At 38.6% G+C, this 26,050-nt stretch carries 20 protein-coding genes and 4 pseudogenes; 9 read left to right on the plus strand and 15 right to left on the minus strand.

Annotation, left to right across the window (positions count from 1 at the left end; all coding sequences use genetic code 11):
* Positions 1 to 4: 4 nt before the first annotated feature.
* Both EGS47_RS01685 and ttcA read right to left on the minus strand, forming a co-directional pair.
* Positions 5 to 388 carry an SCP2 sterol-binding domain-containing protein gene (locus tag EGS47_RS01685; RefSeq protein WP_004990135.1) on the minus strand — a complete coding sequence of 128 codons (384 nt, stop codon included), beginning with the start codon at positions 386 to 388 and terminating at the stop codon, positions 5 to 7.
* Positions 389 to 599: 211 nt separating this feature from the next.
* The gene (ttcA, locus tag EGS47_RS01690) at positions 600 to 1,505 is read right to left on the minus strand and encodes a tRNA 2-thiocytidine(32) synthetase TtcA (RefSeq protein WP_004990137.1); all 906 of its coding nucleotides are present in this window, start codon (positions 1,503 to 1,505) and stop codon (positions 600 to 602) included.
* A 504-nt stretch (positions 1,506 to 2,009) separates the two neighbouring features.
* Between ttcA and EGS47_RS01695 the strand changes: the two genes are divergently transcribed.
* Both EGS47_RS01695 and htpX read left to right on the plus strand, forming a co-directional pair.
* A complete protein-coding gene (locus EGS47_RS01695) occupies positions 2,010 to 2,870 on the plus strand; it encodes a lytic transglycosylase domain-containing protein (protein WP_119686967.1) in 861 nt (286 codons plus the stop codon).
* A gap of 149 nt (positions 2,871 to 3,019) precedes the next feature.
* The gene (htpX, locus tag EGS47_RS01700; protein WP_004990141.1) at positions 3,020 to 3,925 is read left to right on the plus strand and encodes a protease HtpX; all 906 of its coding nucleotides are present in this window, start codon (positions 3,020 to 3,022) and stop codon (positions 3,923 to 3,925) included.
* A gap of 72 nt (positions 3,926 to 3,997) precedes the next feature.
* On the opposite strand, the gene EGS47_RS01705 is transcribed toward htpX, so the two are convergent.
* The 3 genes and pseudogenes from EGS47_RS01705 to EGS47_RS01715 all read right to left on the minus strand — a co-directional run.
* Positions 3,998 to 4,573, minus strand: a complete 576-nt coding sequence (locus EGS47_RS01705; RefSeq protein WP_119686968.1) for a DUF4112 domain-containing protein — start codon at positions 4,571 to 4,573, stop codon at positions 3,998 to 4,000.
* 131 nt (positions 4,574 to 4,704) lie between these two features.
* Positions 4,705 to 6,054, minus strand: coding sequence for a magnesium transporter (mgtE, locus tag EGS47_RS01710; RefSeq protein WP_119686969.1), 1,350 nt, complete (start codon positions 6,052 to 6,054; stop codon positions 4,705 to 4,707).
* Between the two features lie 239 nt (positions 6,055 to 6,293).
* A pseudogene (locus EGS47_RS01715) lies at positions 6,294 to 7,448 on the minus strand (efflux RND transporter permease subunit); the annotation flags it as partial.
* Between the two features lie 167 nt (positions 7,449 to 7,615).
* Between EGS47_RS01715 and EGS47_RS01720 the strand changes: the two are divergent.
* Entirely contained in the window at positions 7,616 to 8,008 is a 393-nt protein-coding gene (locus EGS47_RS01720; protein ID WP_171455400.1) for a helix-turn-helix domain-containing protein, read from the plus strand.
* Positions 7,900 to 8,370, plus strand: coding sequence for an IS5/IS1182 family transposase (locus EGS47_RS01725; RefSeq protein ID WP_077165880.1), 471 nt, complete (start codon positions 7,900 to 7,902; stop codon positions 8,368 to 8,370). Before EGS47_RS01720 ends, EGS47_RS01725 begins: the two co-directional genes overlap by 109 nt.
* A 28-nt stretch (positions 8,371 to 8,398) precedes the next feature.
* On the opposite strand, the pseudogene EGS47_RS01730 reads toward EGS47_RS01725, so the two are convergent.
* Positions 8,399 to 10,345 (minus strand): annotated as a pseudogene (locus tag EGS47_RS01730) (efflux RND transporter permease subunit); the annotation flags it as partial.
* 386 nt (positions 10,346 to 10,731) lie between these two features.
* Between EGS47_RS01730 and EGS47_RS01735 the strand changes: the two are divergent.
* The gene (locus EGS47_RS01735; RefSeq protein WP_005003455.1) at positions 10,732 to 11,109 is read left to right on the plus strand and encodes a diacylglycerol kinase; all 378 of its coding nucleotides are present in this window, start codon (positions 10,732 to 10,734) and stop codon (positions 11,107 to 11,109) included.
* Positions 11,110 to 11,287: 178 nt separating this feature from the next.
* Here the strand turns inward: EGS47_RS01735 and EGS47_RS01740 are convergent, their stop codons facing one another.
* The 4 genes and pseudogenes from EGS47_RS01740 to EGS47_RS01755 all read right to left on the minus strand — a co-directional run.
* Positions 11,288 to 11,566: a gamma-butyrobetaine hydroxylase-like domain-containing protein gene (locus tag EGS47_RS01740; protein WP_005003454.1), complete on the minus strand. Its 279-nt coding sequence runs from the start codon at positions 11,564 to 11,566 to the stop codon at positions 11,288 to 11,290.
* Positions 11,556 to 12,547: pseudogene (locus tag EGS47_RS01745) on the minus strand (HEAT repeat domain-containing protein). The gene EGS47_RS01740 and the pseudogene EGS47_RS01745 overlap by 11 nt, the downstream one beginning before the upstream one ends.
* Before the next feature lie 63 nt (positions 12,548 to 12,610).
* The gene (locus EGS47_RS01750; protein ID WP_004990164.1) at positions 12,611 to 12,856 is read right to left on the minus strand and encodes a 4Fe-4S dicluster domain-containing protein; all 246 of its coding nucleotides are present in this window, start codon (positions 12,854 to 12,856) and stop codon (positions 12,611 to 12,613) included.
* A gap of 18 nt (positions 12,857 to 12,874) precedes the next feature.
* Positions 12,875 to 13,921, minus strand: a pseudogene (locus EGS47_RS01755) (fumarate reductase/succinate dehydrogenase flavoprotein subunit); the annotation flags it as partial.
* Between the two features lie 171 nt (positions 13,922 to 14,092).
* Between EGS47_RS01755 and EGS47_RS01760 the strand changes: the two are divergent.
* Positions 14,093 to 15,316: a tyrosine-type recombinase/integrase gene (locus EGS47_RS01760; RefSeq protein WP_004885576.1), complete on the plus strand. Its 1,224-nt coding sequence runs from the start codon at positions 14,093 to 14,095 to the stop codon at positions 15,314 to 15,316.
* Positions 15,317 to 15,417: 101 nt separating this feature from the next.
* Positions 15,418 to 16,626 carry an IS256-like element ISAba26 family transposase gene (locus EGS47_RS01765; RefSeq protein WP_000343018.1) on the plus strand — a complete coding sequence of 403 codons (1,209 nt, stop codon included), beginning with the start codon at positions 15,418 to 15,420 and terminating at the stop codon, positions 16,624 to 16,626.
* An 88-nt stretch (positions 16,627 to 16,714) separates the two neighbouring features.
* Here EGS47_RS01765 and EGS47_RS01770 read toward each other — a convergent pair whose 3' ends face one another.
* Both EGS47_RS01770 and EGS47_RS01775 read right to left on the minus strand, forming a co-directional pair.
* The gene (locus EGS47_RS01770; RefSeq protein ID WP_004885574.1) at positions 16,715 to 18,448 is read right to left on the minus strand and encodes a UvrD-helicase domain-containing protein; all 1,734 of its coding nucleotides are present in this window, start codon (positions 18,446 to 18,448) and stop codon (positions 16,715 to 16,717) included.
* Between the two features lie 5 nt (positions 18,449 to 18,453).
* Complete coding sequence (locus tag EGS47_RS01775; protein ID WP_005003443.1) at positions 18,454 to 20,550, minus strand: ATP-dependent nuclease; 2,097 nt, start codon at positions 20,548 to 20,550, stop codon at positions 18,454 to 18,456.
* 365 nt (positions 20,551 to 20,915) lie between these two features.
* On the opposite strand from EGS47_RS01775, the gene EGS47_RS01780 reads away from it, so the two are divergent.
* Both EGS47_RS01780 and chrA read left to right on the plus strand, forming a co-directional pair.
* The gene (locus EGS47_RS01780) at positions 20,916 to 21,836 is read left to right on the plus strand and encodes a chromate resistance protein ChrB domain-containing protein (protein WP_004885571.1); all 921 of its coding nucleotides are present in this window, start codon (positions 20,916 to 20,918) and stop codon (positions 21,834 to 21,836) included.
* A 2-nt stretch (positions 21,837 to 21,838) separates the two neighbouring features.
* Positions 21,839 to 23,191 carry a chromate efflux transporter gene (chrA, locus tag EGS47_RS01785; protein WP_004885570.1) on the plus strand — a complete coding sequence of 451 codons (1,353 nt, stop codon included), beginning with the start codon at positions 21,839 to 21,841 and terminating at the stop codon, positions 23,189 to 23,191.
* Positions 23,192 to 23,250: 59 nt separating this feature from the next.
* Here chrA and EGS47_RS01790 read toward each other — a convergent pair whose 3' ends face one another.
* From EGS47_RS01790 to EGS47_RS01800, 3 genes are all read right to left on the minus strand, one after another.
* The gene (locus EGS47_RS01790) at positions 23,251 to 24,405 is read right to left on the minus strand and encodes an IS4 family transposase (RefSeq protein WP_005003123.1); all 1,155 of its coding nucleotides are present in this window, start codon (positions 24,403 to 24,405) and stop codon (positions 23,251 to 23,253) included.
* A 122-nt stretch (positions 24,406 to 24,527) separates the two neighbouring features.
* Complete coding sequence (locus EGS47_RS01795; RefSeq protein WP_016541229.1) at positions 24,528 to 24,653, minus strand: YHYH domain-containing protein; 126 nt, start codon at positions 24,651 to 24,653, stop codon at positions 24,528 to 24,530.
* 89 nt (positions 24,654 to 24,742) lie between these two features.
* Positions 24,743 to 26,050 carry an MFS transporter gene (locus EGS47_RS01800; RefSeq protein WP_125269132.1) on the minus strand — a complete coding sequence of 436 codons (1,308 nt, stop codon included), beginning with the start codon at positions 26,048 to 26,050 and terminating at the stop codon, positions 24,743 to 24,745.

A 26,050-nucleotide genomic window follows, 5' to 3' on the forward strand; every position in this document is an offset into this window, starting at 1 on the left:
ACTATTATGCTGTTTGTTCAAGCACTTTTTTGAACAAAGTTTTTTGTTCCTGACTCGGTTTAGCAGTCTGTAATGCCATCAATTGAGACATATCACCCTGTACTTTAATTTTACCCGTCATAAATGCCTGCATAGCCGCAGCCATATCAAACTCTAGAAACACTTTACGAAGAGTTTCAGCATCCATATTCAACGTTGTTTTTGCATTTGATGACAAACCCTTTTGAATTTTTCCGCCATCTAAAGCTAATTCGGTGTTGCCAGTAGAATCGGTAACAACAAGATTAATTGCCAAATTCGCCAATGCTGGTGGTAAATTTAAGTCACCTGCCTCAGCAGTTAATTGGTCGACAGTAGAAAACCAGTCATCAGTTAAAAATGCAGGCATGTTTTTTCCTCAAATATATTTGTTCAATTCCTTGTGTTGACTAAATCAAGCATAGACAACATCATTTTGAAGCAATTTGCTTGTGCATTGTTATAGCACGTTCTTTTTATTTTGAGCTAACCTTTTTTGTACGCACCATTCATTTCTGATTATTTTCAAACTCATTGAGTAAAAAAATGCTAACTTATAAGTAAGTTAGCATTTAAATGGCTTATTCAGCGGCAAAACTAAGATTAACAACATCCAGTTTTTTCTTGATTTCTTCAGGGTCTTTAAAATCCAATTCACGTTGTGAATCAAGTACTTCAAAATCAAACAATTCACGATCTGCCAATTGTGATGGTGAGACATTTTGCAAAGCACCAAAGATACTGTGTAGGCGTTTTGGGTACTGTTTGTCCCATTCACGTAACATGTCGTTCAACATGGCACGTTGCAGGTTTTCCTGAGAACCGCACAAATTACATGGGATAATTGGGAACTGACGCATTTCGGCATATTTGATGATGTCTTTTTCTTCAACATACGCCAAAGGACGAATCAAAATATTCTTTTTATCTGAAGATAAAAGTTTGGGTGGCATCGCCTTCAGACTACCGCCATGAAACAGGTTTAAAAAGAAAGTCGCAATAATATCATCACGATGATGTCCAAGCGCAACTTTGGTCGCCCCTATTTCCTGAGCAAAACCATAAAGCGAACCACGACGTAACCGTGAGCAAACGGCACAATACGTTTTACCCTCAGGGGTTAAACGCTTGGTAATGGTATAGGTGTCTTTTTCCAAAATGTAATAGGGAATATGATTTTCTTCCATATAACGTGGCAAAACATCTTCTGGAAAACCCGGCTGTTTCTGGTCCAAATTTACTGCAACGATATCAAAATTAATCGGCGCGATACGTTTAAACTGCAATAAAATATCCAGCAAAGTGTAGCTGTCTTTGCCACCAGACACACACACCATGACTTTATCGCCATCCTCAATCATCTTAAAGTCACGAATCGCATGACCCACCTGACGGCGAAGTTTTTTGAGCAAACGATAATATGCTGAACTGGTTGGCAGCTCAGGTTTAAAATTAAATCCCTGATCGGACTCAACTGGCGAGTACATAGACACACGTTACCATAAGAAAAATACCGCATAATTTTATCCGATTCATCCATGAAGCGCACCTAAAGAATTTTAATTTCTCAGCTTTGTCATTTTTAAGATTTATACTGGTGAGCTTTAAAGAAAAAATTAAGCCTGATTGAGTAAGATTTGGTCAAGATGCTTATATTTTGGACTTTTCCACAGTTTTCCACAAAACCTGTGGATAAAATTGTGGATTTCTTTAGGCTTGACAAAGTATTGTGATGTGAAAATAAGGCTTTTGTTTAAATTGATCATTTTTTAATCAATTATTTTTATTTATATTTTTCAACATTTTAAACATGTCAAGCAGACTTTTCTAAAATATTTTTTAATTTTTTTTTGATGAAGATTCAGACAAAAAAACTTGATTTTATTTGTCAAACAGCTTTAAAAAAACTAACATCAAATCTAGCCAATTTACTTTTTTTGTTAAACTAAATTACGTGACGTTACACATTTTGATACAGTGAATAATATACAATGAAAAAGAGTGTGCATTTTTCTTTACATTTTATTTTGGGGGCAGTCGTTACCAGTATAATGACTGTAGCTACGCATGCTGGACAAATTTACATTTATAAGGATCGAGAGGGCGGCACCTTACTGACCAATCGAAAAAGTTCGGATCGCTCACTGACAAAAATTAAAGCCACGTATTATCCAGATAGTAATATTCATTCTTATCGCAACTGGGGCAGCTCTGAAGCCGCCGTTTTACCAAGCTATAGTAAAAATAAGAATGCATTTGATCAAATTATTCGTCAGGCGGCTCAACAGCATGGTATTTCTGAAGGTTTGATTAAAGCCGTCATGCATACTGAATCTGGCTTTAATACCAATGCCCGCTCGCCTGTAGGTGCACAAGGTTTAATGCAACTGATGCCTGCGACAGCAAAGCGTTTTAATGTGTCTAATGTTTATGATCCCTACGAAAATATTTTTGGCGGCGCCAAATATTTAAGCTGGTTGCTGAAACGCTTTAATGGTAATACTCAACTCGCATTGGCTGCGTATAATGCAGGCGAAGGTAATGTCGATAAATATGGTGGCATTCCCCCTTTTCGTGAAACACAAGACTATGTGCACCGTGTGACCAGTCGCTTTAACAATCTTTACGCCTCAGGGGTGAGTAATAGTTCGACGACCACTCCAGCGCCTCAAATTATCGCCCAGTCTGCCAATTATAATAGCTCAGCGACAGCCGCTAATCCACGTACCGACAACCCAACTAAATATAGTCGTCAGGTTATTTCTGTGTCGAATAACAGTTTTACTGATGCTCCAGGCACCTATGTGACTGATAATGCGACAGCATCTGCCAGAATTCATATTTCAAATTAGAGAGTTAGATCGCATACAATAGTTAACTTAAAAATTCCTTAAATAAAATAATAGGTCTTGAATTTTTAAGAAAAGCCCCTCATATTTAGCCTAATGATTTTAGGATCATGCTGTATTTTATTTTAATACCCTAAAAGAGGATTTACTCAATGATGCGGATTGGTTTGTTTTTGCTAACCAACCTCGCGGTACTGGTTGTAGCTGGCATTATTTTGTCACTCTTCGGTGTCGGTAGTTACCATGGCGCGGGTGGCTTAAATCTAGGCAACCTCTTGGTCATCTGTTTTGTGTTTGGTATGGTTGGCTCTCTCGTTTCACTGTTCATGTCTAAATGGATGGCGAAAAAAACCACAGGCACAGAATTGATCGATCCGAATGCTCCACGTAATCAGGCGGAAGCATGGTTATTGCAAACGGTTGCAGAACTTTCGCAACGTGCAGGCATTCAAATGCCCGAAGTGGGAATTTTCCCCTCTTACCAGTCCAATGCATTTGCAACCGGCTGGAACAAAAACGATGCGCTTGTATCTGTGTCAAGTGGTCTGCTTGAGCGGATGAATAAAGACGAATTACGTGCAGTACTGGCACATGAGATTGGTCACGTTGCCAATGGTGATATGGTGACACTTGCTCTGATTCAAGGTGTCGTCAACGCCTTCGTGATGTTCTTTGCTCGCGTGATTGGTGATTTTATCGATCGTAACGTATTTGGTCGTCAAGATGGCGAAGCGCCGGGTATGGGTTATTTTGTCGTGACCATTGTACTGGACATCGTGTTTGGTATTTTGGCTTCAACGATTGTGCTATGGTTTTCACGCCAACGCGAATACCGTGCCGATGAAGCAGGTGCACGTTTAGCAGGTAAACAAGCCATGATCTCTGCGTTGTTACGCCTACAAGCTGAATCTGAACTGCCTGATCAAATGCCAAAAGAAATGAAAGCATTTGCGATTGCTGAAGGTAAAGAACAAGGCTTTAGTTTAGCCGCATTGTTTCATACTCATCCGAGCATTGAACAACGTGTTGCTGCGTTACAACAATTAAATTGTCCATAAATTAATGAAACAATGAAAAGAGAAATGCCAGTCCTGATTGACTGGCATTTTTTATTGATGGGATCACAATCACTAACGACCTTGATACAGTGACCAAAGATAATGCGTTCCCATCCACAGACCCGCAACTAAGAATATTAGAAAAATCAGCCCAATCAAATCTGGTAAGTGCAACCAAATCCAGCTCACCACAGGATTTCGCCAAAATGCAGACTGTTGCTGTTTTCTTTCCAGCGCTTCATGCAGATACGGGTGTATCACATGTGATTGACTTTGAATCTGGTATTCTTCACGAATATGTTCATGTACGATATCCAGCGCCTTACGACTCGGGCGAATAAAAATATCAAATAATGTTCCTGCGACTGGAATACAGCCTACCACCGCATCCATCGCAGCCAGCTTTATTACTGGATTCAACTTATGTTGCGGTACGCCAATTTGCTTGGCTTTGTAAATGGCATAACAAGTCAACGCAAATCCTGCTGCATCGCCTGCAAAAGGAATTGTACTTAAGGCGGCATCTGCTCCTACGCCTTGCTTGGTAAAAGGAATACGCACCACGCTATCCATCATATTGGCGAACTTGGCCAAATCGCGCTCAAGCTTAATGACTTCGTGTTCTGTTAATTTTTTTTGTTCCGTCATAAAAACTCTAAATCAAATGGATTGAAGTAGTTTAATGCATTCCAGTATTTTTGTTCTGACTTTCATCAAGAGTCTGGTGATCTTTCACAGATATTGCAACTAGGAATGAAATGTCATTAGATCCTAATTCTCTAGATGTTCACTTGATTCAACAACTGAGCAGCAATAAATAAATAAATGATCACTCCTGTTGCATCACAAATCGAAGTGACCAATGGAGCTGATGCACTAGCAGGGTCTAAACCGAGTTTATCTAAAATAAAAGGCAAACTCATTCCAATGATACTACCAATCAAGACAATGCCGATCATGCTTAAAATGAGCACTAATGCGACCATCGCATCGCCACGAATATAGCCTAATATTGCGACTGCAATCGCCATGGTAATTCCTAATCCTAAGGCGACCAGACATTCTCGACCAAGCAATTTAAACCAGTCTTTCATGACCACGTCACCCGTGGCTAAAGCTCTAACCATCAAAGTTGCCGATTGCGAGCCTGCGTTCCCTCCACTTCCAACCAGTAATGGCAAGAAAAAAACCAATACAATATTAGATTGAATCACCGATTCAAAATGTGAAATCCCTAAACCTGATAACAAACTGCCAAAGACCAGGATCACCAGCCAAAATACTCTTTTACGATAAAGTAAGAAAAGCGATGCTTCCTTGATATTTAAACTGGGGGCTGAAGCCTCTACCCCACCCACTTTTAAAAAGTCCTCACTGGCTTCTTCACTGGCGACATCCATAGCATCGTCATAAGTTACAATACCCAACAAAGTCCCTTGATGGTCAATTACTGGAAGTGCAATTAAGTCATAATGCGCGATTTTCTTAGCAACTTCATCTTGATCATCATCCACATAGGCACTAATCACATCAGTATTCATTAACTCTCGAATCAACTGTTGTAAGGGCGCTAAAACGAGTTCATGCAATGAAACAACCCCGATCAGATGACGTTTTTCATCAATAATATAAGATTCATAAATGGTTTCTGCATCAGGTGCCTGTAACCTGATCGTCTGCATCGCCTCAGCAACAGTCATGTCCTGATTTAGTGTGACATATTCTGAGCTCATGATTGCGCCAGCGGTTTCCTCCTGATAAGTCGAAAGACGGCGTATATCTTCGCGTTGTGCTTGAGCCAACGCGGGTAGCAAAGCTTGTTGTTCTTGAGAATCCAGACGTTTGAATAAATCGGTGCGCTTATCTGAGGGCATTTCAGATACGATTTCAGCTAAACTCGCTCGTGAAAACTCATGTACCAACTTAGCTTGATAAGCAGGATCAATTTTGGCAAAGATTTTCGCACGGCGCGGCAAGTGTTCTAAAAGCTGACAACTGAATTGTGCTGGCATGTGTTCTAACACTTCGGCAATATCTGCCTTTTTCATGCCCGCAACCAGTGTAATAGCTCGCTCAATATCAAATTGAGTCATCGCTTCGTAGACTTGAGACAAAAGCGCAGCATTCATGATCGACCCTCAAAAACTGAAGCAGTGCTTCAAACTTCATCTGTTTATGCTTATAAAGTATGCGTAGACACGAATAAAAATTAGACTATTCTGTCTGGCTTAATTTCATTTTTTACCTGAATTAATCGATCGAATACATATCAAAAAGGTAACGATGACTTGAACGGCTATCAAATTTTCAATCAAGATTCAGCCGTTCAATTTTTGGTTTTGTTTTTCATCAGATAATCTTTTTGATTTCATCGTTTAGCTGGCTGGTATTTAAACATAGAGCGAATCACGACATACATCAATGGAATGAATAGAAGAACCAGAATCGTGCCGAATAACACCCCACCAAAAACACTATAACCAATGGCTTGACGACTGAGCGCACCTGCGCCCGTAGAAAACATCAACGGGACTACACCTGCACCAAAAGCCAGTGAAGTCATGAGAATAGGACGTAAGCGCAAACCCGCAGATTTTAAGGCAGCATCAATTGCACTGGCACCCTGCTCTTGCAAGTTCGCCGCAAATTCGACCATCAAAATCGCATTTTTACAAGACAAGCCAATCGTGGTCAGTAAAGCAATTTGAAAATAAATATCATTGGCAAAGTTAAACCAATAACTAAACAAAATTGTTCCACCAATGCCTAATGGAATCGCCATCATTACCACGGTTGGAATCGACCAACTTTCATAGAGTGCAGCCAAGCATAAAAAGATAAATGCAATCGAAATAATATATAGCCAGATCGCCTGATGACTCGATTGTAATTCTTGATATGAAAGCCCACTCCATGCCAAACCGATATCTGGCATATCAGCAACCATTTGGCTGATCTGCTGCATCGCCTGACCTGTACTGGAACCATTAGCGGCATCGGCTTCCAGTTCAATCGCAGGATACCCCATAAACCGCTCCAACAAAGGCGGTGCACCTTGCCATTGCACAGCACTAAACTGATTAAACGGGATCATTTGACCTTTGGTATTTTTGACAAACCAGTAACTTAAATCTTCAGGTTTAGAACGATACGGTGCATCACCTTGCAAATAAACCCGTTTGATACGACCACGATCAATAAAATCATTGATATAGGTTCCACTCCACGCAGTCGATAAAGTTCGATTGATATCATTGACATTGACACCATTTGCCATCGCAATCCGATGATCAATTTTAATGTTTAATACCGCCTGATCATCATTACCTTTTTTATCAAGATTGCTGACTTGCTGACTCTTTGCACTTTGCTGTTGCAGATTTTGAAAACTAGCAATCAGTTTGTCACGACCCAAACCTTTGACATCCTGTATCCAGAAATCCACTTTATCTGAATTCCCCAAACCACGAATCACTGACGGCATTAAGACATTAATTCGTGCCTGATTATTTTTTGAAAAATAGACTTCCTTCATAAATCAAAAAACGTACAATTTATTTGATCTTAAATTAATCAGCAAAATTATTTAATTCAAGGGATAATCCTTGGATGAAATTCAAAGATATTCAAAAATTATCAGACGTTAAGTTTCGTAGGCTTACCGGTGTTAGTTGGGCTACATTTAACCTCATGCTGGCCGAGATAAATAAGCAGTTACCCCGTCATATTGGTAAAGGACGACCGCATAAATTACCGTTGGAAGATCGTTTGCTCTTATGTATAGAATATTGGAGAGAATATCGAACATTTTTCCATCTTGGTATGAGTTACGGTGTATCTGAAACGAGTGCAATTCGTATCACACGTGTTATTGAAGATACCTTAATCCGTTCTGGAAAATTTAACTTGCCAAAACAACTTCCTAATCGAGATGAAGTGGATTGGGAAGTTGTTGTGATTGATGCAACTGAAATATTAGTTCAACGTCCAAAAAAAAACAGAAGAAATGGTATAGCGGTAAAAAAAAGCGACATACCTTTAAATTTCAGCTATCTATGCACTATACAACAGGTGAAATACTGAGTGTATGTGGAAGTCATGGAAGCATGCATGATTTTAAAATATTTAAAAAAAGCATGAGGAAATTAAAATTTAAGCCCTTTTTTATCGTTGATAAGGGGTATTTAGGGATAAAGAAATTGGGTTTTGGATGCCTCATGCCATCTAAAGCAAAGAAAACTGAAAAACTAGATTCTGAATTAAAAAAGTTAAATAAAGAGATTGGTCGTAGACGAATTCAAGTAGAGCATGTATTTGGAAGGATGAAATGTTTTAAGATTTTATCTTGTGTATATAGAAATCGTCGTAAACGATTAAACCTGCGGTTTAATTTACTTGCTGGCATATACAATTTAGATTGGGTGAAAGATAAACTATTAAATTGATTGAAAAATGATTTATGAAGGAAGTCTAATATTTCGAAGCTCTGGCACGAATTTGTTGTGCGCTATTTTGATTACCCTTACGATCATCCCAATGTTTCAGAGAAACATAGGCTTGCCCTAGATTTTGCCCTGTTCCTGAGAAATTACGGCCATTAATCACCATAATGCCATTGGTATTGTTCTTTTCAGTGGTCTGAAAATAATCAGAGATTTGTTTACCAACCTCTTCAGTTTTACTCAATGGCGTCCCTTCAGGTAAAGTGAATTGAACCATTAAGGCACCTTGATCTTCCTGCGGCAGGAAGCTCGTCGGCAATGCCCGATAAATTAAAACAAAGCTGACAATCAAGAGGATAAAAGCAGCACCAGAAATATATTTAAAATCAATGGATTTTTTAGAAAGTGTTAAATAATGGCTTTTAAGTTTATCTAGACTGCGATTAAACCACTGCGCCCATCGGAACTGCTTGTTTTGAGGTTTGAGAAGTACAGCACATAAAGCAGGCGTTAAGATCAAAGCGACCATTAAAGACAGTGCCATCGCTGCGACAAGGGTAATCGAAAATTGTCGATAAATAATCCCTGTCGCGCCACTAAAAAATGACATCGGAATAAAAACCGCGGTGAGTACCAAAGTAATCCCCACCAAAGCACCACCAATTTCCTGCATGGACTGAATACTGGCTTGTCTGGCATCGACCTGTTGCTCATGCATAATCCGTTCGACATTTTCAACCACCACGATGGCATCGTCGACCAATAAACCAATTGCGAGTACCATAGCAAATAAGGTCAAAGTATTAATACTCATCCCCAAAACGGACAAAATCGCAAATGTCCCTAATATCACCACAGGGACGGTGATGGCTGGAATTAAGGTGGCGCGCCAATTTTGTAAAAACAAAAACATGACCAAGACCACCAATACGATGGCTTCTACCAATGTTGAAACGACTTGGGAAATAGACTCTTTGACAAACGGTGTATCATCACGTGGATAAATCACAAAATAACCGTCTGGTAAATTTTTCTTGAGAGTTTCGACTTCGGCATACACCGCTTTTGCGGTTTGCATCAGATTTGCACCTACTGCAAGAGAAATCGATAATCCTGAACCTGGATAACCATTGAGTCGGTTAAACACCTGATAGTTTTCAGCACCGACCTCGACCCTTGCTACATCTTTAAGATAAACAAAACTGCCATTTTGATTGGCTTTGATAATAATATTTTCAAATTGTTCTGGCGTTTGCAGCAGTGAACCCGATGTCACTTTGGCATTCAGATATTGATCATTACCAGCTGGTAATTCACCAATTGCCCCTGCCGCAACTTGGGTATTTTGATTTTCAATTGCAGTACGGACATCACTGACCATAAGTTGATATTGTCTAAGCTTGGTTGGATCTAGCCAGATCCGCATCGCGTATTGCGAACCAAAAACATTAACTTCACCGACACCTTCGATACGGCTTAGATTCAGCTCAAAGTTATTGCTTAAATAATCAGAAATATCAATATTGCTTGAGCGACCAGAACGGTCACCCAATCCAATCACCATAAATGAATCACTTAAGGATTTACGAACCGTAATCCCCTGACGCTGTACATCATCTGGAAGACGATTAATCGCACCATTCACGGCATTTTGCACCTGAACCTGTGCTTCATCAGGATCTGTCCCTTGCGCAAAATACAGACTGATGCGACTGCTACCATTGGCATCACTACTGGAACTAAAATACAGTAAATGATCAATTCCCTTGATCTGTTGCTCCAAGACTTGAGTCACGCTATCTTCAACAGCCTGTGCATCGGCACCGCTATAGCTTGCAGAAACCGTAATCCGTGGTGGCGCAATATCTGGATAACGCTCAACAGGCAAATTTAAAACTGAAAACAAACCCACCGCCATGACAATAATGGCAAGTACACAAGCAAAAATGGGACGATCAATAAAAAATCTGGAGAGCATGAGCGCTTTACTTCCAATGTAAGGGAGCGAAATGTCAAATAAAAATGTTCAGTTGCAACGATGATCAACTTGAATAATCTATTGATAATCAATGAGTCTTTATTTAAATACAAGTATTTTTAATATAAATTTTCAGAGCAGAAAAAAAACGGATAAATCATGGAGATTATGTATAAAGACTGCGATTTTAAGGGCTTTTCTTCATCAAAAAAACATCAAAACGTCATCACCCTGTCAAATTATATCGGCATGCTACCCAATCAACCTTTTTTTAAATCAGGTTGTTGAAGATCGATAACAATCATCAAAAAATTTCTACATTCCTCATATAGTCTTAAGTAAAATTCTTCAAACTTCAAAGCATCATTTGATAACGGTAAATGTCCATGAAAACCACCTCTCCTTCTCCATACAAGGGTCAAAACGGCATCAAGCGCATTCTCAATGCGACAAGCTATTCCATCTCGGGTTTTAAAGCTGCATTTAAACTCGAAGCCGCATTTAGACAAATTATCTTGCTGAATATTGTGTTATTGGTGGTGAATTTCAGTCTGGATTTCAGCCCAGTTGAACGGATTTTACTGATTGGCGTTGGTTTCATTGCCATTATTGTTGAATTATTTAATTCTGCGATTGAAGCTGTGGTGGATCGAATTTCACTTGAAAAACATGAACTGTCTAAAAATGCCAAAGATATGGGCAGCGCTGCTCAATTTGTTGCCTTAAGCCTGATCGCAATCACTTGGTTGATTGTTTTATGGTGATAAAAATAATATCTCTAATTTTATGATGGGCAAGGCAAAAAAATCAAAGATGCTTATACCTATTTAAGTAAGATATAAACATCCCAATATCAAAGCCATATTTTACAAAGTTTAGCAAGGAAAAAAGTAAATAAGGAGACCCTAAACTTTTAGCCAATAGGCTAAAACAAAAAATCAGCTATAGATCAAGATTTTTCAAAAATACCCATGGAAAAATACCTTGATCATGTCCATCACTAAAACAGATTTGAGCGCCATACCCCTGATCAAACATAGCGGTAACTTGCACAGTATGTGCATCTACATCCGCTTGGTGACGTAGACGTTTGGCCTTACAGAAACCACAAGGGCAGATTTCGCGAAGTTGTTGATGGGTGATGAACAGATCCTTATCGGGCCATTTGAATGCAACGGTATGTTGTTGTACATCGACATGGATATTCGGTTTAAGTTGCATGCGCATATTCCCGAATCTGATCCAGACCGATACGAATTGCTTTACGCACTTCAGGATCAGAATCCTGTTCATGATCGCGGAGTAGTTGCGTAGATTGCTCGCCACCAATCTCACCCAGTGCCAGTGCAACTTCCTTACGTAAATTACTGATCTCATGCTTGAAATTTTCTGCCAGACCGTCCAGCGCCAATCTTGATTTTAACAATCCCAGACTTCTGGTCACCGCAATTCTGACCTGCCAGTATGGATCCAGCAATAATGGTAATAAGGCTTGCTCAAGTGCAGTTGCCCTAAGTTTACCGATGGTCAAAGCTGCTTCGACCCGCAATTGCCAATCAGGAGCGTGTAAAGCACTTCCTAATGCAGTGCTGACTTGCGGCGATATCTGCTGAGTATAGCTCAGCCCCCAGTCGCAATACGACGTGTTTCTTGATCAATATCGTTCTGAGCAATATCAGCCAGAATGTCTACGGCCTGCTGTTGTTGCAACCAGCTTAAAGCACTGACTGCCTCGCGACGTACATGAATATCGCGATGTTGGGTATGTTGCAAAATACGGTCATATGAAGCAATTGATCGTAATGGTTTAAGCGCACGCAATATGGCAATTTTTACCATGCTATTATTGGAGTCCAGATAAGGTGTAAGGATCTCGGCAGATTCAGGATTTTTTACTTCACTCAGGCTTTGTGTCGCCGCATCGACCACCATCATTGAGTCATCATTCAAGGCATTTGCCAATGCCTGTAAGGATGCTGAATCCTCCCAACCCTCTAGTCGTTTTGCCGCTTCCTGACGAACGATCACTGCGGGATCATGCTGTAGTGCATAATGTAACCATGGTAAAAGTTCTTCGCGTTCTTCTTCTGCAATGTGCATCAGGGTAATGAAACGAATTTTTTCATCATTCGTGTTCAACTGCCTAAAAAATTCTTGATCATCTTCATCAAGATCAAGCACTTGTGGGTATTGAATAGACATGTATTATCCTTTTTCGATGTTATGAATGCAGCTGTTAACCCTCTAGGTCATTCTTCCAATAAATTATTTCAATAAATATGGAATATTGACCTGAATCGCATCTGTCGGGCAGTCCTTTTCACACGGCATGCAGTACCAGCATTCATCAAACTGCATAAAGGCTTTTTGGGTATGCGGATCAATCGCCAGTAAATCCAGCGGGCAGACGTCTACACAAACCGTACATCCCTTGTCAGCAATACATTTATCTTCATCGACCAAAACTGGAGCGACGCTACGATGATTAATTTCTTTAAAAATAAGTGCCATTTGTCATGATCCTTCTGTTTAACCTGTCACAGTTTCTTTATGCGTTTTCTGGATACGAAGCTGATCATAGGACTGTGCTTCACTTTCATGAATCGGAACCACATAGGGTTCAATGGCCTTTTTAAAACTCACCATATTGCCTTGTTCATCTTTTTTCAGATGCGCATGGCAAAACCAGTTTTCGTTGTTTTTTTCGGGAAAATCTGCACGGTAGTGGTATAACCCCCAACGACTTTCAGTCCGAAAGAGTGATGCTCTAGCTGCCATTTCAGCGCAGTCCCGAATCACAGATACCTCTGCGGCGCGCATCAACTCATGTGGGTTGTGGACCGCAATCTGCAAAATATCCTGCTTGATTTCTTCAAAACGGCGCAAACCGATTTCCATCTTTTGTCGTGTTTTGGGCGGCTGTAAATAATCATTCACAAAGCGACGTAATTTATACTCGACCTGTTCAGGTGATAACCCTTCCTGACGAGATAACGGCGCATAGATTCTGGCTTTTTCCTGTTCAATCTCCGCCTGATTTAGCTTGCTGTCTTCGACATCCATCACGTATTGCGCGGCATTGACTCCAGCAAACCAACCATAGGTAAATGCACCTAACATATAATTATGCGGTACAGCGGCCATATCACCCGCACTATATAAGCCTTTGACCGAAGTTTCCGCTTTCTCGTTCACCCATACGCCGGATGCACTGTGCCCACTACAAAAACCAATCTCGGAAATATGCATCTCGACCATATCTTGACGATAATTTGTGCCTCGCCCTTGATGAAAACGCCCTCGGCTCGGACGCTCATTGCTATGTAAAATCTCCTCAATCGTCTGGATAGTCTCTTCGGCCAGATGATCAACTTTAAGGAATACAGGACCATTACCACTTTCAAGTTCCTGATAAAATTCCCACATCATCTGTCCGCTCCAGTAATCACATTCAATAAAGCGTTCACCTTTACTGTTGGCGGTGTAGCCACCTAGCGGTCCAGTAACATACGCACAGGCAGGACCGTTATAATCCTTAATCAGTGGATTAATCTGAAAGCATTCCAGATTGGATAATGCCAATTAACAATCTAACCTTCTATAAATACAAATCACATTACAACCTATCCAATTGATTCAACGATATTTTTATTCTAACCTTCCATAACAATGTAATACATGCAATTACCAATTTTTGTGAGTAAGATTGTGAGTAAGCCCTTTCAAAAATAGCGTTACTCACAACATATGCTGAACGATTTAAAAATCAAAAGATTAAAACCACGTGAAGAATTATACCGCATGGCTGATCATTCAGGGCTCTGTATAGAAGTCCGCCCATCTGGTAGCAAATTCTGGCGTTATCGTTACCGCTTTCTTACTAAAGCAAAAATGCTCACAATCGGTAAATATCCTGAAATTACTTTAGCATATGCTCGATTAAAAACTATTGAATATCGAGAGCAACTTGCCAAAGGAGTAGACCCAATAGGTCACCAGAAAAATGAACGCCTTGAAGCAATTAAAGCAAATAATGGTACATTTCGGTTAGTCGCAAGTGAATTTATAAATTCCCGAAAAGCTCAACAATCCAAGGAATGGGAACAACGCCGAAGCAGTTATTTTGAGAAAGATGTTTACCCTCTTATTGGTAACAAACCTATTCATGAGATTGACTCTATTGATATTAAAACTGTGCTTGATAGCACTATGGCAAGAATCAAAAAATCAGGAAGAGGCACAGGAGAAGTTAAAGGGATTTTTGTAAGACAAATCATTGGTGAGGTTATGGAATATGCAATTATCACAAAACGCATTTCTATAGATCCTACTTATGTTCTTAGGGGTTACATTAAACAGCCAGATGTAACCCATGCCAGACCATTAACTGAGTCTGAAAAAAAAGTACTTATGCTTAAGCTCAATGCATACGGTGGCTCAATTAGCACACGAAATGCTATTAAAGCCGCAATATACACATGGCTTAGAAGCATTGAGATACGTCGAGGTAAAAAGGAATATATTGACTTTGAAGATAAGACATGGACGATTCCAGCAGTATCAAGGGCTGATATTTTGGCTGGCAAGCGCAATATGAAAAAGAACAGAATGCATGTTGTACCATTGTCTGACCAAGCCATTGAAATCATAAAAGAGCAATTTGCACTTTATCCAGATAGTGAATATATATTTGCAGGAGAAGACGGGGAAATGATGGGTAAAACCACATTGAATACAGCCCTGAGTAATATGAAATTAGAGTTCAGGATGCATACTCTAAGAGCAACTGCATCCACTGTGGCTAATGAGAATGGTTTTAATAAGGATTGGGTTGAATTACAACTTGCCCACGTTTCAGATAATAAAACAAGGGCATCGTACAATCATGCTCAATGGTTAAATGATCGTAAAACGATGATGCAATGGTGGGCTGAACATGTAGATAGTTGGGATAAAAATAATAATCTATAGTATAGGTATAAATTCTTTATTTTTTCGGGACTGTTCTAAATTTTGTGTAAGTACTTAATTTTCATTTATCCTTCAGAGGATAATTACAAAAGGTACTTCACATGGATGAAGCAACAATCAAAAGTATGGCTGCCGAATTGGCTAAAGGTCTAAAAACACCAGAAGACTTAAACCAAATGACAGCAGTCTTTAAAAAATTCATGATTGAAACTGCACTCAATACTGAACTTTCAGACCATCTCGGTTATGAAAAGCATCAGCCCAAGAAAGGCTCAAATAGCCGTAATGGGTTTAGTTCTAAAACCATTACAACTCAAGATGGACAACTGGCTTTAGATATTCCCCGTGATCGAGAAGGTTCATTTGAGCCACAAATTATCAAAAAGCACCAAACACGCATCACCAGTATGGATGACCAAATCCTCTCACTGTATGCAAAAGGAATGACTAATAGGGAAATTGTAGCCTTCTTCAAAGAAATGTACGATGCCGATGTGTCAGCATCTCTCATCAGCAAAGTTACCGATGCTGTGATTGAGCAAGTGACTGAGTGGCAAAATAGAGCCTTAGATAGCCTTTATCCTGTTGTCTATCTTGACTGTATTGTTGTCAAAGTCCGTCAGCACTCCAATGTGATTAACAAGTCCGTATACCTTGCTTTAGGCATCAATATGGATGGGCAAAAAGAATTACTGGGTATGTGGATTGCTCAGACAGAAGGTGCCAAATTCTGGCTGTCAGTCATGACAGAGCTAAAAAATCGAGGAGTACAGGACATTCTTGTTGCCTGTGTAGATGGATTAAAAGGCTTCCCTGACGCGATAGCCTCTGTTTACCCTCATACTGATATTCAACTGTGTATCGTGCATGTTGTACGCAATAGCCTGAGATTTGTAAGCTGGAAAGACTACAAAGCTGTTACGTCGGGTCTGAAAGCGATTTATCAGGCAAGTACAGAGGAAAATGCTTTAAAATCCCTAGACATCTTCTGTGATCAATGGAATCACCAGTATCCCAAAATTGGAGAATCCTGGCGGGCCAATTGGGAAAATATCCGAACGATCTTTAGCTATCCAGCCGAAATACGTCATGCAATTTATACAACAAATGCGATTGAGTCGTTGAATAGCGTAATACGCCATTCAACGAAGAAAAGGAAAATCTTTTCATCTGATGACTCAGTAAAGAAGGTCATTTACTTAGCAACATCAAATGCTGCGAAGAAATGGACGATGCCAATTCAAAATTGGCGTTTAGCAATGAATTGGTTTACGATTCAGTTCGATGATCGATTAAAAGATCATTTATAAAAAATGGAACTTACACAAAATAATTTACAGGCTCATTTTTTCCCAAAAAATATGTTTAAAAAGTTAGATACATAAGTTGAAAACAACTCTATGTATCTAAACTTAATTCTATTACATTCTCACTTCCAAATAGATTATTCACTGTTACAAGTGCTGTATCAGATAATGTCTGAGTAGCTAACACAGCCAGTCTCGTCATTGGGCGAGAAATCGATACATAGAAAAGATTACGAGCTCTATAAAAACCTTTTGTGTTTGCATTAGTCAACTTTTTAGTCTCAAGCAACTCGAGAAGCTGTGGCCATTTATAATTATTCCATCCACCACCTAAAACTACTAATACATTCTCAAACTCTGCCCCCTTAACACTGTGCTGAGTTGCAAATGGAGTTTGCTTTTCAATAAACTTTGTAACTTCGATTACTTCTTTATATGGAATTTCTCTTAATTTATTATAACGAAGTAGTGTTGAAGACATTTCCGTGTCAGGTGAATTTCTTAGAGAAATAAGCTCATCGTCTCGTCTAAGCACTCTATCTGGGGGGGAGGGACGTTTTGTCTGCTTAAGATGATCTATCACTTGCCCTATAGTCCCCTCTTGTCTTAGTTTTAATAATTGATCCATATCCCGTCGCCAACAAGATTTATCTTCATGCTTCGTTATTGCAGGCCTTGAGCCAAAGATTTTAAACATCTCACCATAATTTGATAAGCTATAGCTAACACTCATTGGTTCAACTATTTCTGCAAAAAATTTTATTACAGGGTCTTCTTTTTTAGCAAATTGATCATTACGTCCGTCAAATACTTTAATTAATTGAGGGTATCCTTGTTCAGATGCTAAAACATTATGGCTTAACATCAGTATCTTAGTTTTTTCAATATCCCACCCCTCATTTTGTAGCCTCTGTATCAAACTTGTACGAGTAGATCGAGCTATATCTATTGGTAAATCATCTTTAGAACTTCTCTCATCTGTTCGTTTCCCCTTATAAGAATTAGTATGAAAAAATCTAGCTTCACCTTTTGCATCTGGCGAACTGACAGCTTGTGGTAAGTCTAGTCTTAAATTATTTAATATATCTACAATTGCTGGAACTGATCGAAAATTTGATCCCTTTGCAATCTCTTCGATTGGATACTCTGCCAATTCATATTCACTACCATAAATAGTCTGCCAATGGTCTCCAAAAAGACCAAAAAGTGGTCCCACCTTTGGTTTTAAGAAATACTCTGTAATAGCATCCATAAATTGGCGATTGGTATCTTGATATTCATCAATAAAAACTACCGGAAACTGATTGCTAAATATTTTCCGAAACTTTTCTTTACTTAGTAATTTAGCCATCATCGTTGGGATATCATCATGACTCAGTGTAATTTTCTGATCATTAACACCAAAAAAGCCCAACTCGTATTCCACTGATTTAGACCCAATGCCACCACCTTGTTCAACTTTTTCTTTTCTTGAATCATCTTCAATAAGAATCTCTCTTATGGCTTTTTGAAATTGGCGCATAAAAGCCCATGAGAATCCATGTATAGTATCGACTAAAATTGCTGGATGGTCTTCAATTTCTTGGGCAATCTCATTTCTTGCAACTTCCGTATAAGTAATACAAGCTACTTTTTTACCTGTTTGCGTTAATGATCTACCACGCTCCTTAATAATGGATTTTAGAGCATGAACTAAAGAAAATGTTTTTCCCGCACCTGCGCCAGCTTCTAGCCGGAAACTTCGTCCTGCTTTTATAGCTGCATTAATTTTTGCTTCAGCTAGTTGAGCTGCAATTATTGCTGGATTGTCTAGAATCTCACTCATGCTACTTATTCGCCTGTAGTTAATTCATAGTTTGATTTTTTTATAGTGTCCATTTCAGATAACCAAATTAGACCTTCCTTGATATATCTTGGTGCCGACCAATCTTCTATTAGAATTGCATATTCTAAGGCGAAATCAGATTTAATAAGCCCTTGTGCTTTTTCCCAAGCAGCAACAGCAATATCTTGTCCTTCAGGTAATTCAAATTTAGAAAGATTAGCTAATATGAAAGCATCCTCATAACTTCTAGCGCATATATTAGTTTCTGGATCTTCTGGTATTTGATATGCAATTCTACGGAACTTAATTTGTTTCTCTTGAGCAGTTTTAGCAATCAAGACTGACGGGGAAATTTGACTATCCTCATTTTTAGCTTTTTTCTTAACTTTACCAGTATCATCGACTTCTTTAGGATAAAACCAGTTTTTAATGGCAGCATTAGATGTATTCTGACCATCAACTACTGGGCATTTCACCCATGCATCTTCCTGTTTTCCATTCTTAGTTATTTTGCCTTTTTTTGTTGAATCTAGATCAGTGATTACTAACGTTTTCAACTCCAGAAAGTCAAGGAGTGGATAAAAAATATGCGCATGTGCTCCACCAACCTCAACACAAGTAACATATTGTCTGGCTAGTTTTTGTGGTTCATCAAGAGACTCATCAACTAATTGACATAACTTTGGCATTAATAAACGTTCTGTTGTCCCTTCAACTAAGATAGCTTTATCAGCAAAGTAAAGATCACATTTCGTTAAGGTCATATGATGTAAAAATTTTTGATCTTTAACAGAAATACTACTCAACCCCTTCTTAAAATCTTTAACCTTTGTCTGACGTACGTTTTCTATCTTATGAATTTCATTATAAAAATATCTAACAGCATCAAATTTTGCAGCATTCGCAACATGTGGGGAGTGTGTTGTGATAACAAACTGGATATTCCATTTATCTTTGTTAGAATAATTTTCCGATAATTTTTGAACAGCCACATTTAATTGATTGATAAAAACCTCCTGCATTTGAGGATGTAAATGAGCTTCTGGCTCTTCAATAAATATTAAATGAGTAGCGGGGCTAATTGATTTTGATCTATAGATTTTGTGATAGCTTGCTAACTGTAGCAACATGTAAATCAAATTACGGGTTCCTAGACCATTATACCCTTCTGGTAAATGTACTCCATCAACTCCGCTATAAACGACCTTAGTATGCCCTGATAATAATGATTCCACGTTTAATGATGTCTCTGGTCTTATCTCAGTATCATTAAGACTTGGAAATCCCATTACGTTCATAACTGGTAATAATTCTTTAAGCATGCCATCAAAGTCGAGTTGGACATTATGCTCAATATTTTCAACAGATTGCTTTAATCTTATAGCTAAATTTTGATCTGCCTCAGCAGCAGATGGTGCTGTAGCTGTCTTAAATAGCTCACTAAGCAATTTACCTATTACATCAGCATCCCCTAGTTTTGTTTTATCAAGATTTCTTTGAGCTAATACAAAGTTACATTGTAATAATGCTGTTAAAGCAGATGTGCCTTCAAAATCTCTCGTATTTGTACTATCAGTAGGATCAATTGCACTTACATGAACCCCATAAGCTTTAGACAAATTACCCTTCAAATTTTTATAAAAATGTGTACGAGGTTCAACCACTGCGGAAGATGGGGTAAGGTCAAAAAGCAAATGCATATTTTTCAAAATAGGCCGATACTCAACTCGCGCAATAGCCGTTGTAGAGTCTTCATCTAAATCAATAATAAAAGGGGATAGAGAACCTAAATCAGGAGAAAGTTTATTATATTGAAATGTAAGTATAAGAGAAATTCGAGGAAGTGTTTCGAATATTACTTCTGAACTTTCCCCCGCCTCTCTTAATTCTTTAGCTTTTAAAAATTTTTCTCGTGATAAAACTGAAAAATCCTCTAGCCGAAATCTTGTTCCAGATTCACCACAAAAACAATCAAAAATACTGGTAAAAGATGTCTTTCCACTATTATTACGTCCAACAATTACAGTTGAATTCTCTTCCAATCCGAATTCGACATTCTCAAGAAGCCTAAAACCTTCTACTTTAATTTTTTCAATGCGCATTATTATCCCCAATTATTTATTTTAAGCTTTTAAAAATTCGACTATGAATATAGCTTAATAACTAAGATATTATTATTTCTAAAAATAATAATATACAACTTAAGCATAAACTTTTTAAAGCTATCTAACATAATCTTCAAAATAGAAATTGCCATCTCTACAAGCTAACTACGACTGAGCCTTTTTTCAACACAATAGATCAGTAACGTAAACACATCGAATAGTTTTCAACTTTAATTTTACTTCAATCAAAGCTTGTCTGCCGCCCGTCTTAATATTTATCCTGATATAAGAAATCAGTTCTTAATATTTGTACCACGATACAAGCAATGTAATATAATAAACAAATAAGTTGAGTATATTACATGAAAATATCCTTGCTCATATCCTCGCTACCTACACAGAATACAACCACTCGTATGAGAGTCTGGCGATCTCTCAAAGCAAGCGGCGCAGCAATTCTAAGAGATGGCGTCTATTTGCTCCCTATTTCCCATAGTGAAAAGTTTGATCCTATTGCTAATGATGTTATCTCAGAACAAGGGGCTGCTTATATCTTTCATGCAGAACAACCCTTAAATCTTGAGCTTGCTTCTTTTTTCAGTCGGAAAGAAGAATACGATGCTCTCTATAAACAACTGTCTGAATTAAGAGATCGGCAGACCAAAGATGAAAAGAAAGAGCTGCTCAAGCAAATCCGGAAATTAAGAAAAAGTATCGATGCGCTTGTAGAAATTGACTACTACCCCGATGAAACTCAAGCACAGGTTCTAAATGAGCTTTCCTCTTTAGAACTTTCAATTGCACGTCTTGGTGAAGTGAATGAACCACTAGCAATACAAGCTCATATTCAACTTCTCGATAAAGCTAGTTATCAAAACAGAATTTGGGCAACTCGTAAAAGACCTTGGATTGATCGCCTAGCTTCTGCATGGCTAATCAAGACATTTATTGATACCTCACCAACATTCATTTGGTTAGAAACGCCAAGTGACTGCCCAGAAGAGGCATTAGGATTCGATTTTGATGGTGCAACTTTCAGTCATATCAATCATTGGGTGACCTTCGAAGTTCTTTTACATAGTTTTGATCTAGAAACACCTGCATTAAAGAAAATCGCTGAAATTGTTCATTACCTTGATGTAGGTGGGATTGAACCTCCCGAAGCAATCGGTATTGAAAAAGTTATTCAAGGAATTCGAAGTCAGATAAGTGACGATGATCAATTATTTGCATTATCGAATCACATTTTCGATGGCTTATATGCCAACCTATCAAGAGAATAATCATGGAACAAGAACTTGTTATAGAACCAGAACAAGAAATACAGTCAATTTCATTTTGGCAAGCATTTCTATTCTGGCTGAAATTGGGGTTCATTAGTTTTGGTGGGCCAGCAGGACAAATCGCTGTCATGCACCAAGAACTCGTTGAACAAAAACGTTGGATTTCTGAAAAACGTTTCTTACACGCTCTCAACTACTGCATGTTATTACCCGGACCTGAAGCTCAACAATTAGCAACCTACATAGGTTGGTTAATGCACAGGACTATAGGTGGTATTGTTGCTGGTGTCTTATTCGTTTTACCTTCTTTATTTATCCTGATCGCCCTTTCATGGGTCTATGTAAAGTTTGGTGATGTTCCTATCATTGCTGGTCTCTTTTATGGAATCAAACCAGCTGTTGTTGCTATTGTCTTTCATGCAACTTACCGGATTGGCAGCCGATCATTAAAGAATAAGTTTTTATGGGCAATTGCTGCACTTGCATTCGTTGCTATCTTTTTCTTTAACCTTCCGTTTCCTTTAATTGTTCTAAGCGCTGCAATCATTGGATACTTGGCAAGTAAAAAATATCCAAGCTTTTTTACTGGTGGAAGTTCACATCAGCAAGGTAAAAAAGATTATGGTCCAGCATTAATTGATGATGATACTCCAACCCCAGAACATGCCATATTTAGTTGGAAGCACTTAGGAAAAATTTTATTTATCGGTGCAATTTTATGGTTTACACCCATTATAGGTTTGACTCTTACCTTGGGATGGGAGCATGCCTATACACAAATGGCTTGGTTCTTTACTAAAGCGGCACTGCTAACATTTGGTGGAGCTTATGCGGTATTACCTTACGTGTATCAAGGTGCTGTAAATTTTTATGGTTGGTTGAGTCCAACACAAATGATCGATGGTTTAGCACTAGGTGAAAGTACACCCGGCCCACTGATTATGGTTGTTGCATTTGTCGGATTTTTAGGTGGCTTTAATCATGCACTTTTAGGAAGTGATCATGTATTTTTAGCAGGTGCCTTAGGTGCTGTCATTGTTACTTGGTTTACGTTTCTATTTTCTTTCATTTTCATTCTAGCTGGCGCCCCAGTGATTGAATCAACACACAATGAATTAAAGTTTACTGCACCTTTGACTGCAATTACTGCTGCTGTTGTAGGAGTAATATTGAATTTAGCACTCTTCTTCAGTTATCACGTTTTATGGCCCAATGGATTCAACCATTCTTTCAACTATGAAGCCGCATTCATTGCAATTGCAGCATTCATCGCCTTGTTCCATTTTGAAGTCAAAGTCATGTATGTGATTTTTGCCTCTGCATTCTGTGGCTTGATTCTATATATTGGTGCATAAACTTATAGTTTTATTTCTTAATAAAAAAGGAAGCTAAGCTCACTGCTGTCCCACAAATATCACAAGAAGAACCTCAATTGAGGTTCTTCTTGTTTTCGCCATTTTTTATCAGGCACAAAGAGTGACCTTAAAAGTTTCCTTTCAAATAAATTGACCTGAATAATTCTCAGTAAACGCTGAACACTCCATCCTTCTTGTGCCATGTGTTTAGCGAAGTTCACCAGCAAATAGGCAATTAATGCAATCCATATTTGCGTTTGTATCGCATTGCGGCTTCGACCTAGAAATGACTTCAGTTTTAAATTCTGCTTGATGGCTTTAAAGAATAACTCAATCTTCCAGCGATCTTTATAAATTGCAGCAATGGTGGATGCTGCCAGATGAAAGTTGTTGCTCAGAAATTCGAATGTTCTTTTCTTATCTGTATCATAAAACTCTATACGTCTTAATAATTCAGGTGCGCCTCTTTTCTTGGCATGCGCACTGCTCAATTCAATACATTCATCCGCAATAATCCCTTTAGTCTCTAATACGCTGCGGCTTGATTTAACTTGATAAACTGTCTTTGGGCGTAGCCGGGTTACAAAGCTGACGTTCTGAAGTGTCAACTGAGCAAACCATTGATAATCAACATATCCTTTATCAAAGACGATAATGCTGCCAGCAGGAAATTTAAATGCTCTGCCTTGCACCATATCATTTTCAATACCATCCCCAAGCGCTACAAATTCAGGAATGGTATTGCTGTGATTTAAGCCAACACTGAGTTTAATACTGGCTTTGGATTCATGCACTTTTGCCCATGCGCACAATGACAGTGAAAGATCAATATGACTGGCATCTAGTGAATACAGCGGATTTTTGAATCTAAATTTATGTGCAGTTTTAGAGTTTTCACAGCGCTGAAGCAGCTGTGTGAACAATTGCTGATACAGGCTGGCGGGCTGTTCTTCGTTGAGTCTTGCTAAGGTGCTTCGCGCAATTCTCTTCGCGCCAAGATGATAGAGCTTTTCCTGCTGGGATTCGAGATTGGATTGAATGTCTCTTAAGCTTTGCCGACAAGAAAGTTGGGACATCAATATGGCAACAAACTGATCCCAGCGGGTGGCTGATCTTAATTTTTGCCCAGAGTGGTGCAGTTTAGCCAGACGTTCAAAATCTTGTCTTAGAATGGGTTTGAGTAATTGATGAAATACGGTATTCTGATGTGACAAAACCTGAATCCTTGTAGTTGAAGTGTTTGTTCGCACTTATATTTTAACTACTTTGGACTCAGGTTTTTTTATTTAAGTTTAACTATGGGACAGCAGTGAGCTAAGCTTCCTTTTTTGTACCATTAGTGGCAGTGACGATCCCCTGTCTTGCTATTCGTATGGCAGCCTGAAGAATCCGTACCACCTGAATGAGCAAAAGCATTTGTTACCGCAAGCCCCATTAAACATACAAAGATTAGTTTTTTCATGTTGTTCACCTTTTTTATTGAACGATAAAACAAGTTTGAAATTGTACAACAAATAAACGGGTTACTTCTAAGCCATTAGTCGAAAAGAATTATTTAGGCCACTTTTGATGATAGTCATCAATCACATACTCATGCACATGTACACCATTGACTTGGTGCTGAACCACATGATCGTGGTCTGCGGGTAAATCATCATGGCTATGTGCTAGAAAATCTTCATCTTTAGTTGTCCATAAACGTAATGCAAGAAGGAGAGCAATAATCGCAATAACAGCCATCGGAATAAAAGTCTGTAATGTGCCTATATTGGTACTTAACCATCCAACTAATGGATAAGTAATTAACCAACAAGCATGAGAGAAAGCAAATTGGGCAGCAAACAATGACGTTCTATTCTCACTCGATGCAGACTTGCGAATTAAACGGCCTGTAGGTGTTTGTGAAACAGAATATCCAATACCAAGTACAAACCAGAGTGCAAGCAAACCATTATAGGATGTAATGAAATAACCACTTAACAGCCCGATTACAAGAATTGTTGTACCAGTCAACATAACTGATCGATCAGGAAATTTATCCAATATCTTTGGCAAAACAAAAGCCGATAACATTGATCCAAGACCAAATAAACCAAATGCCCATGTCGTTGCATTTTCAGTAAGTTTAAATGTCGATTGAACCAGTACAACAGTATTTACAATCACAACCGCACTCGCCGATGCAATTGCTAGATTTAAAGCAAGCAAAGCCTTAAGTCTTGGCGTATTAAAATAAATTTTAGCTCCCTGCTTTATACGACTATAAACACCTCTAAATTCAGGTACTTTGGCAACTGGTAATTTTGCACTTACTACAAACAAAGCAGAACCGATAAAACCCAATACTGTTCCTAAAAACAGATTATGGTAGCTCATGACAGTGAGTAAGAAACCTGCCAGCATTGGACTGATAATATTTTCCAAATCATAGGCTAAGCGAGACAATGACAAAGCATTGGTATAGTCTTTTTCTTCAGGAAGAACATCTGGAATCATTGCCTGAAATGTTGGTGTAAATGCAGCAGAAGCAGATTGCAAAATAAAAATGAGAATATAAATTTGCCAAATTTGCGTCACAAACGGTAGACACAATGCTGTTAATGCTCGAATAACATCTAGTCCAACCAATACTTGTTTTCTTGGTAATCTCTCAGCAAATGCAGATGCTATAGGTGCTACACCGATATAAGCAATCATCTTAATTGCCAATGCAATACCGAGAACTTGGGCTGCGTCTCCCTTTGCAATATCGTATGCCTGTAAAGCTAGGGCGATTGTGATTAACCCCGTTCCGATTAGCGCTATTACTTGGGCCAAAAACAAATGCCGATATGTTGTGTTTTTTAGTACTTCTAGCAT

The sequence above is a fragment of the Acinetobacter sp. FDAARGOS_515 genome, assembly GCF_003938865.1.
Taxonomy (GTDB): Bacteria; Pseudomonadota; Gammaproteobacteria; order Pseudomonadales; family Moraxellaceae; genus Acinetobacter; species Acinetobacter ursingii.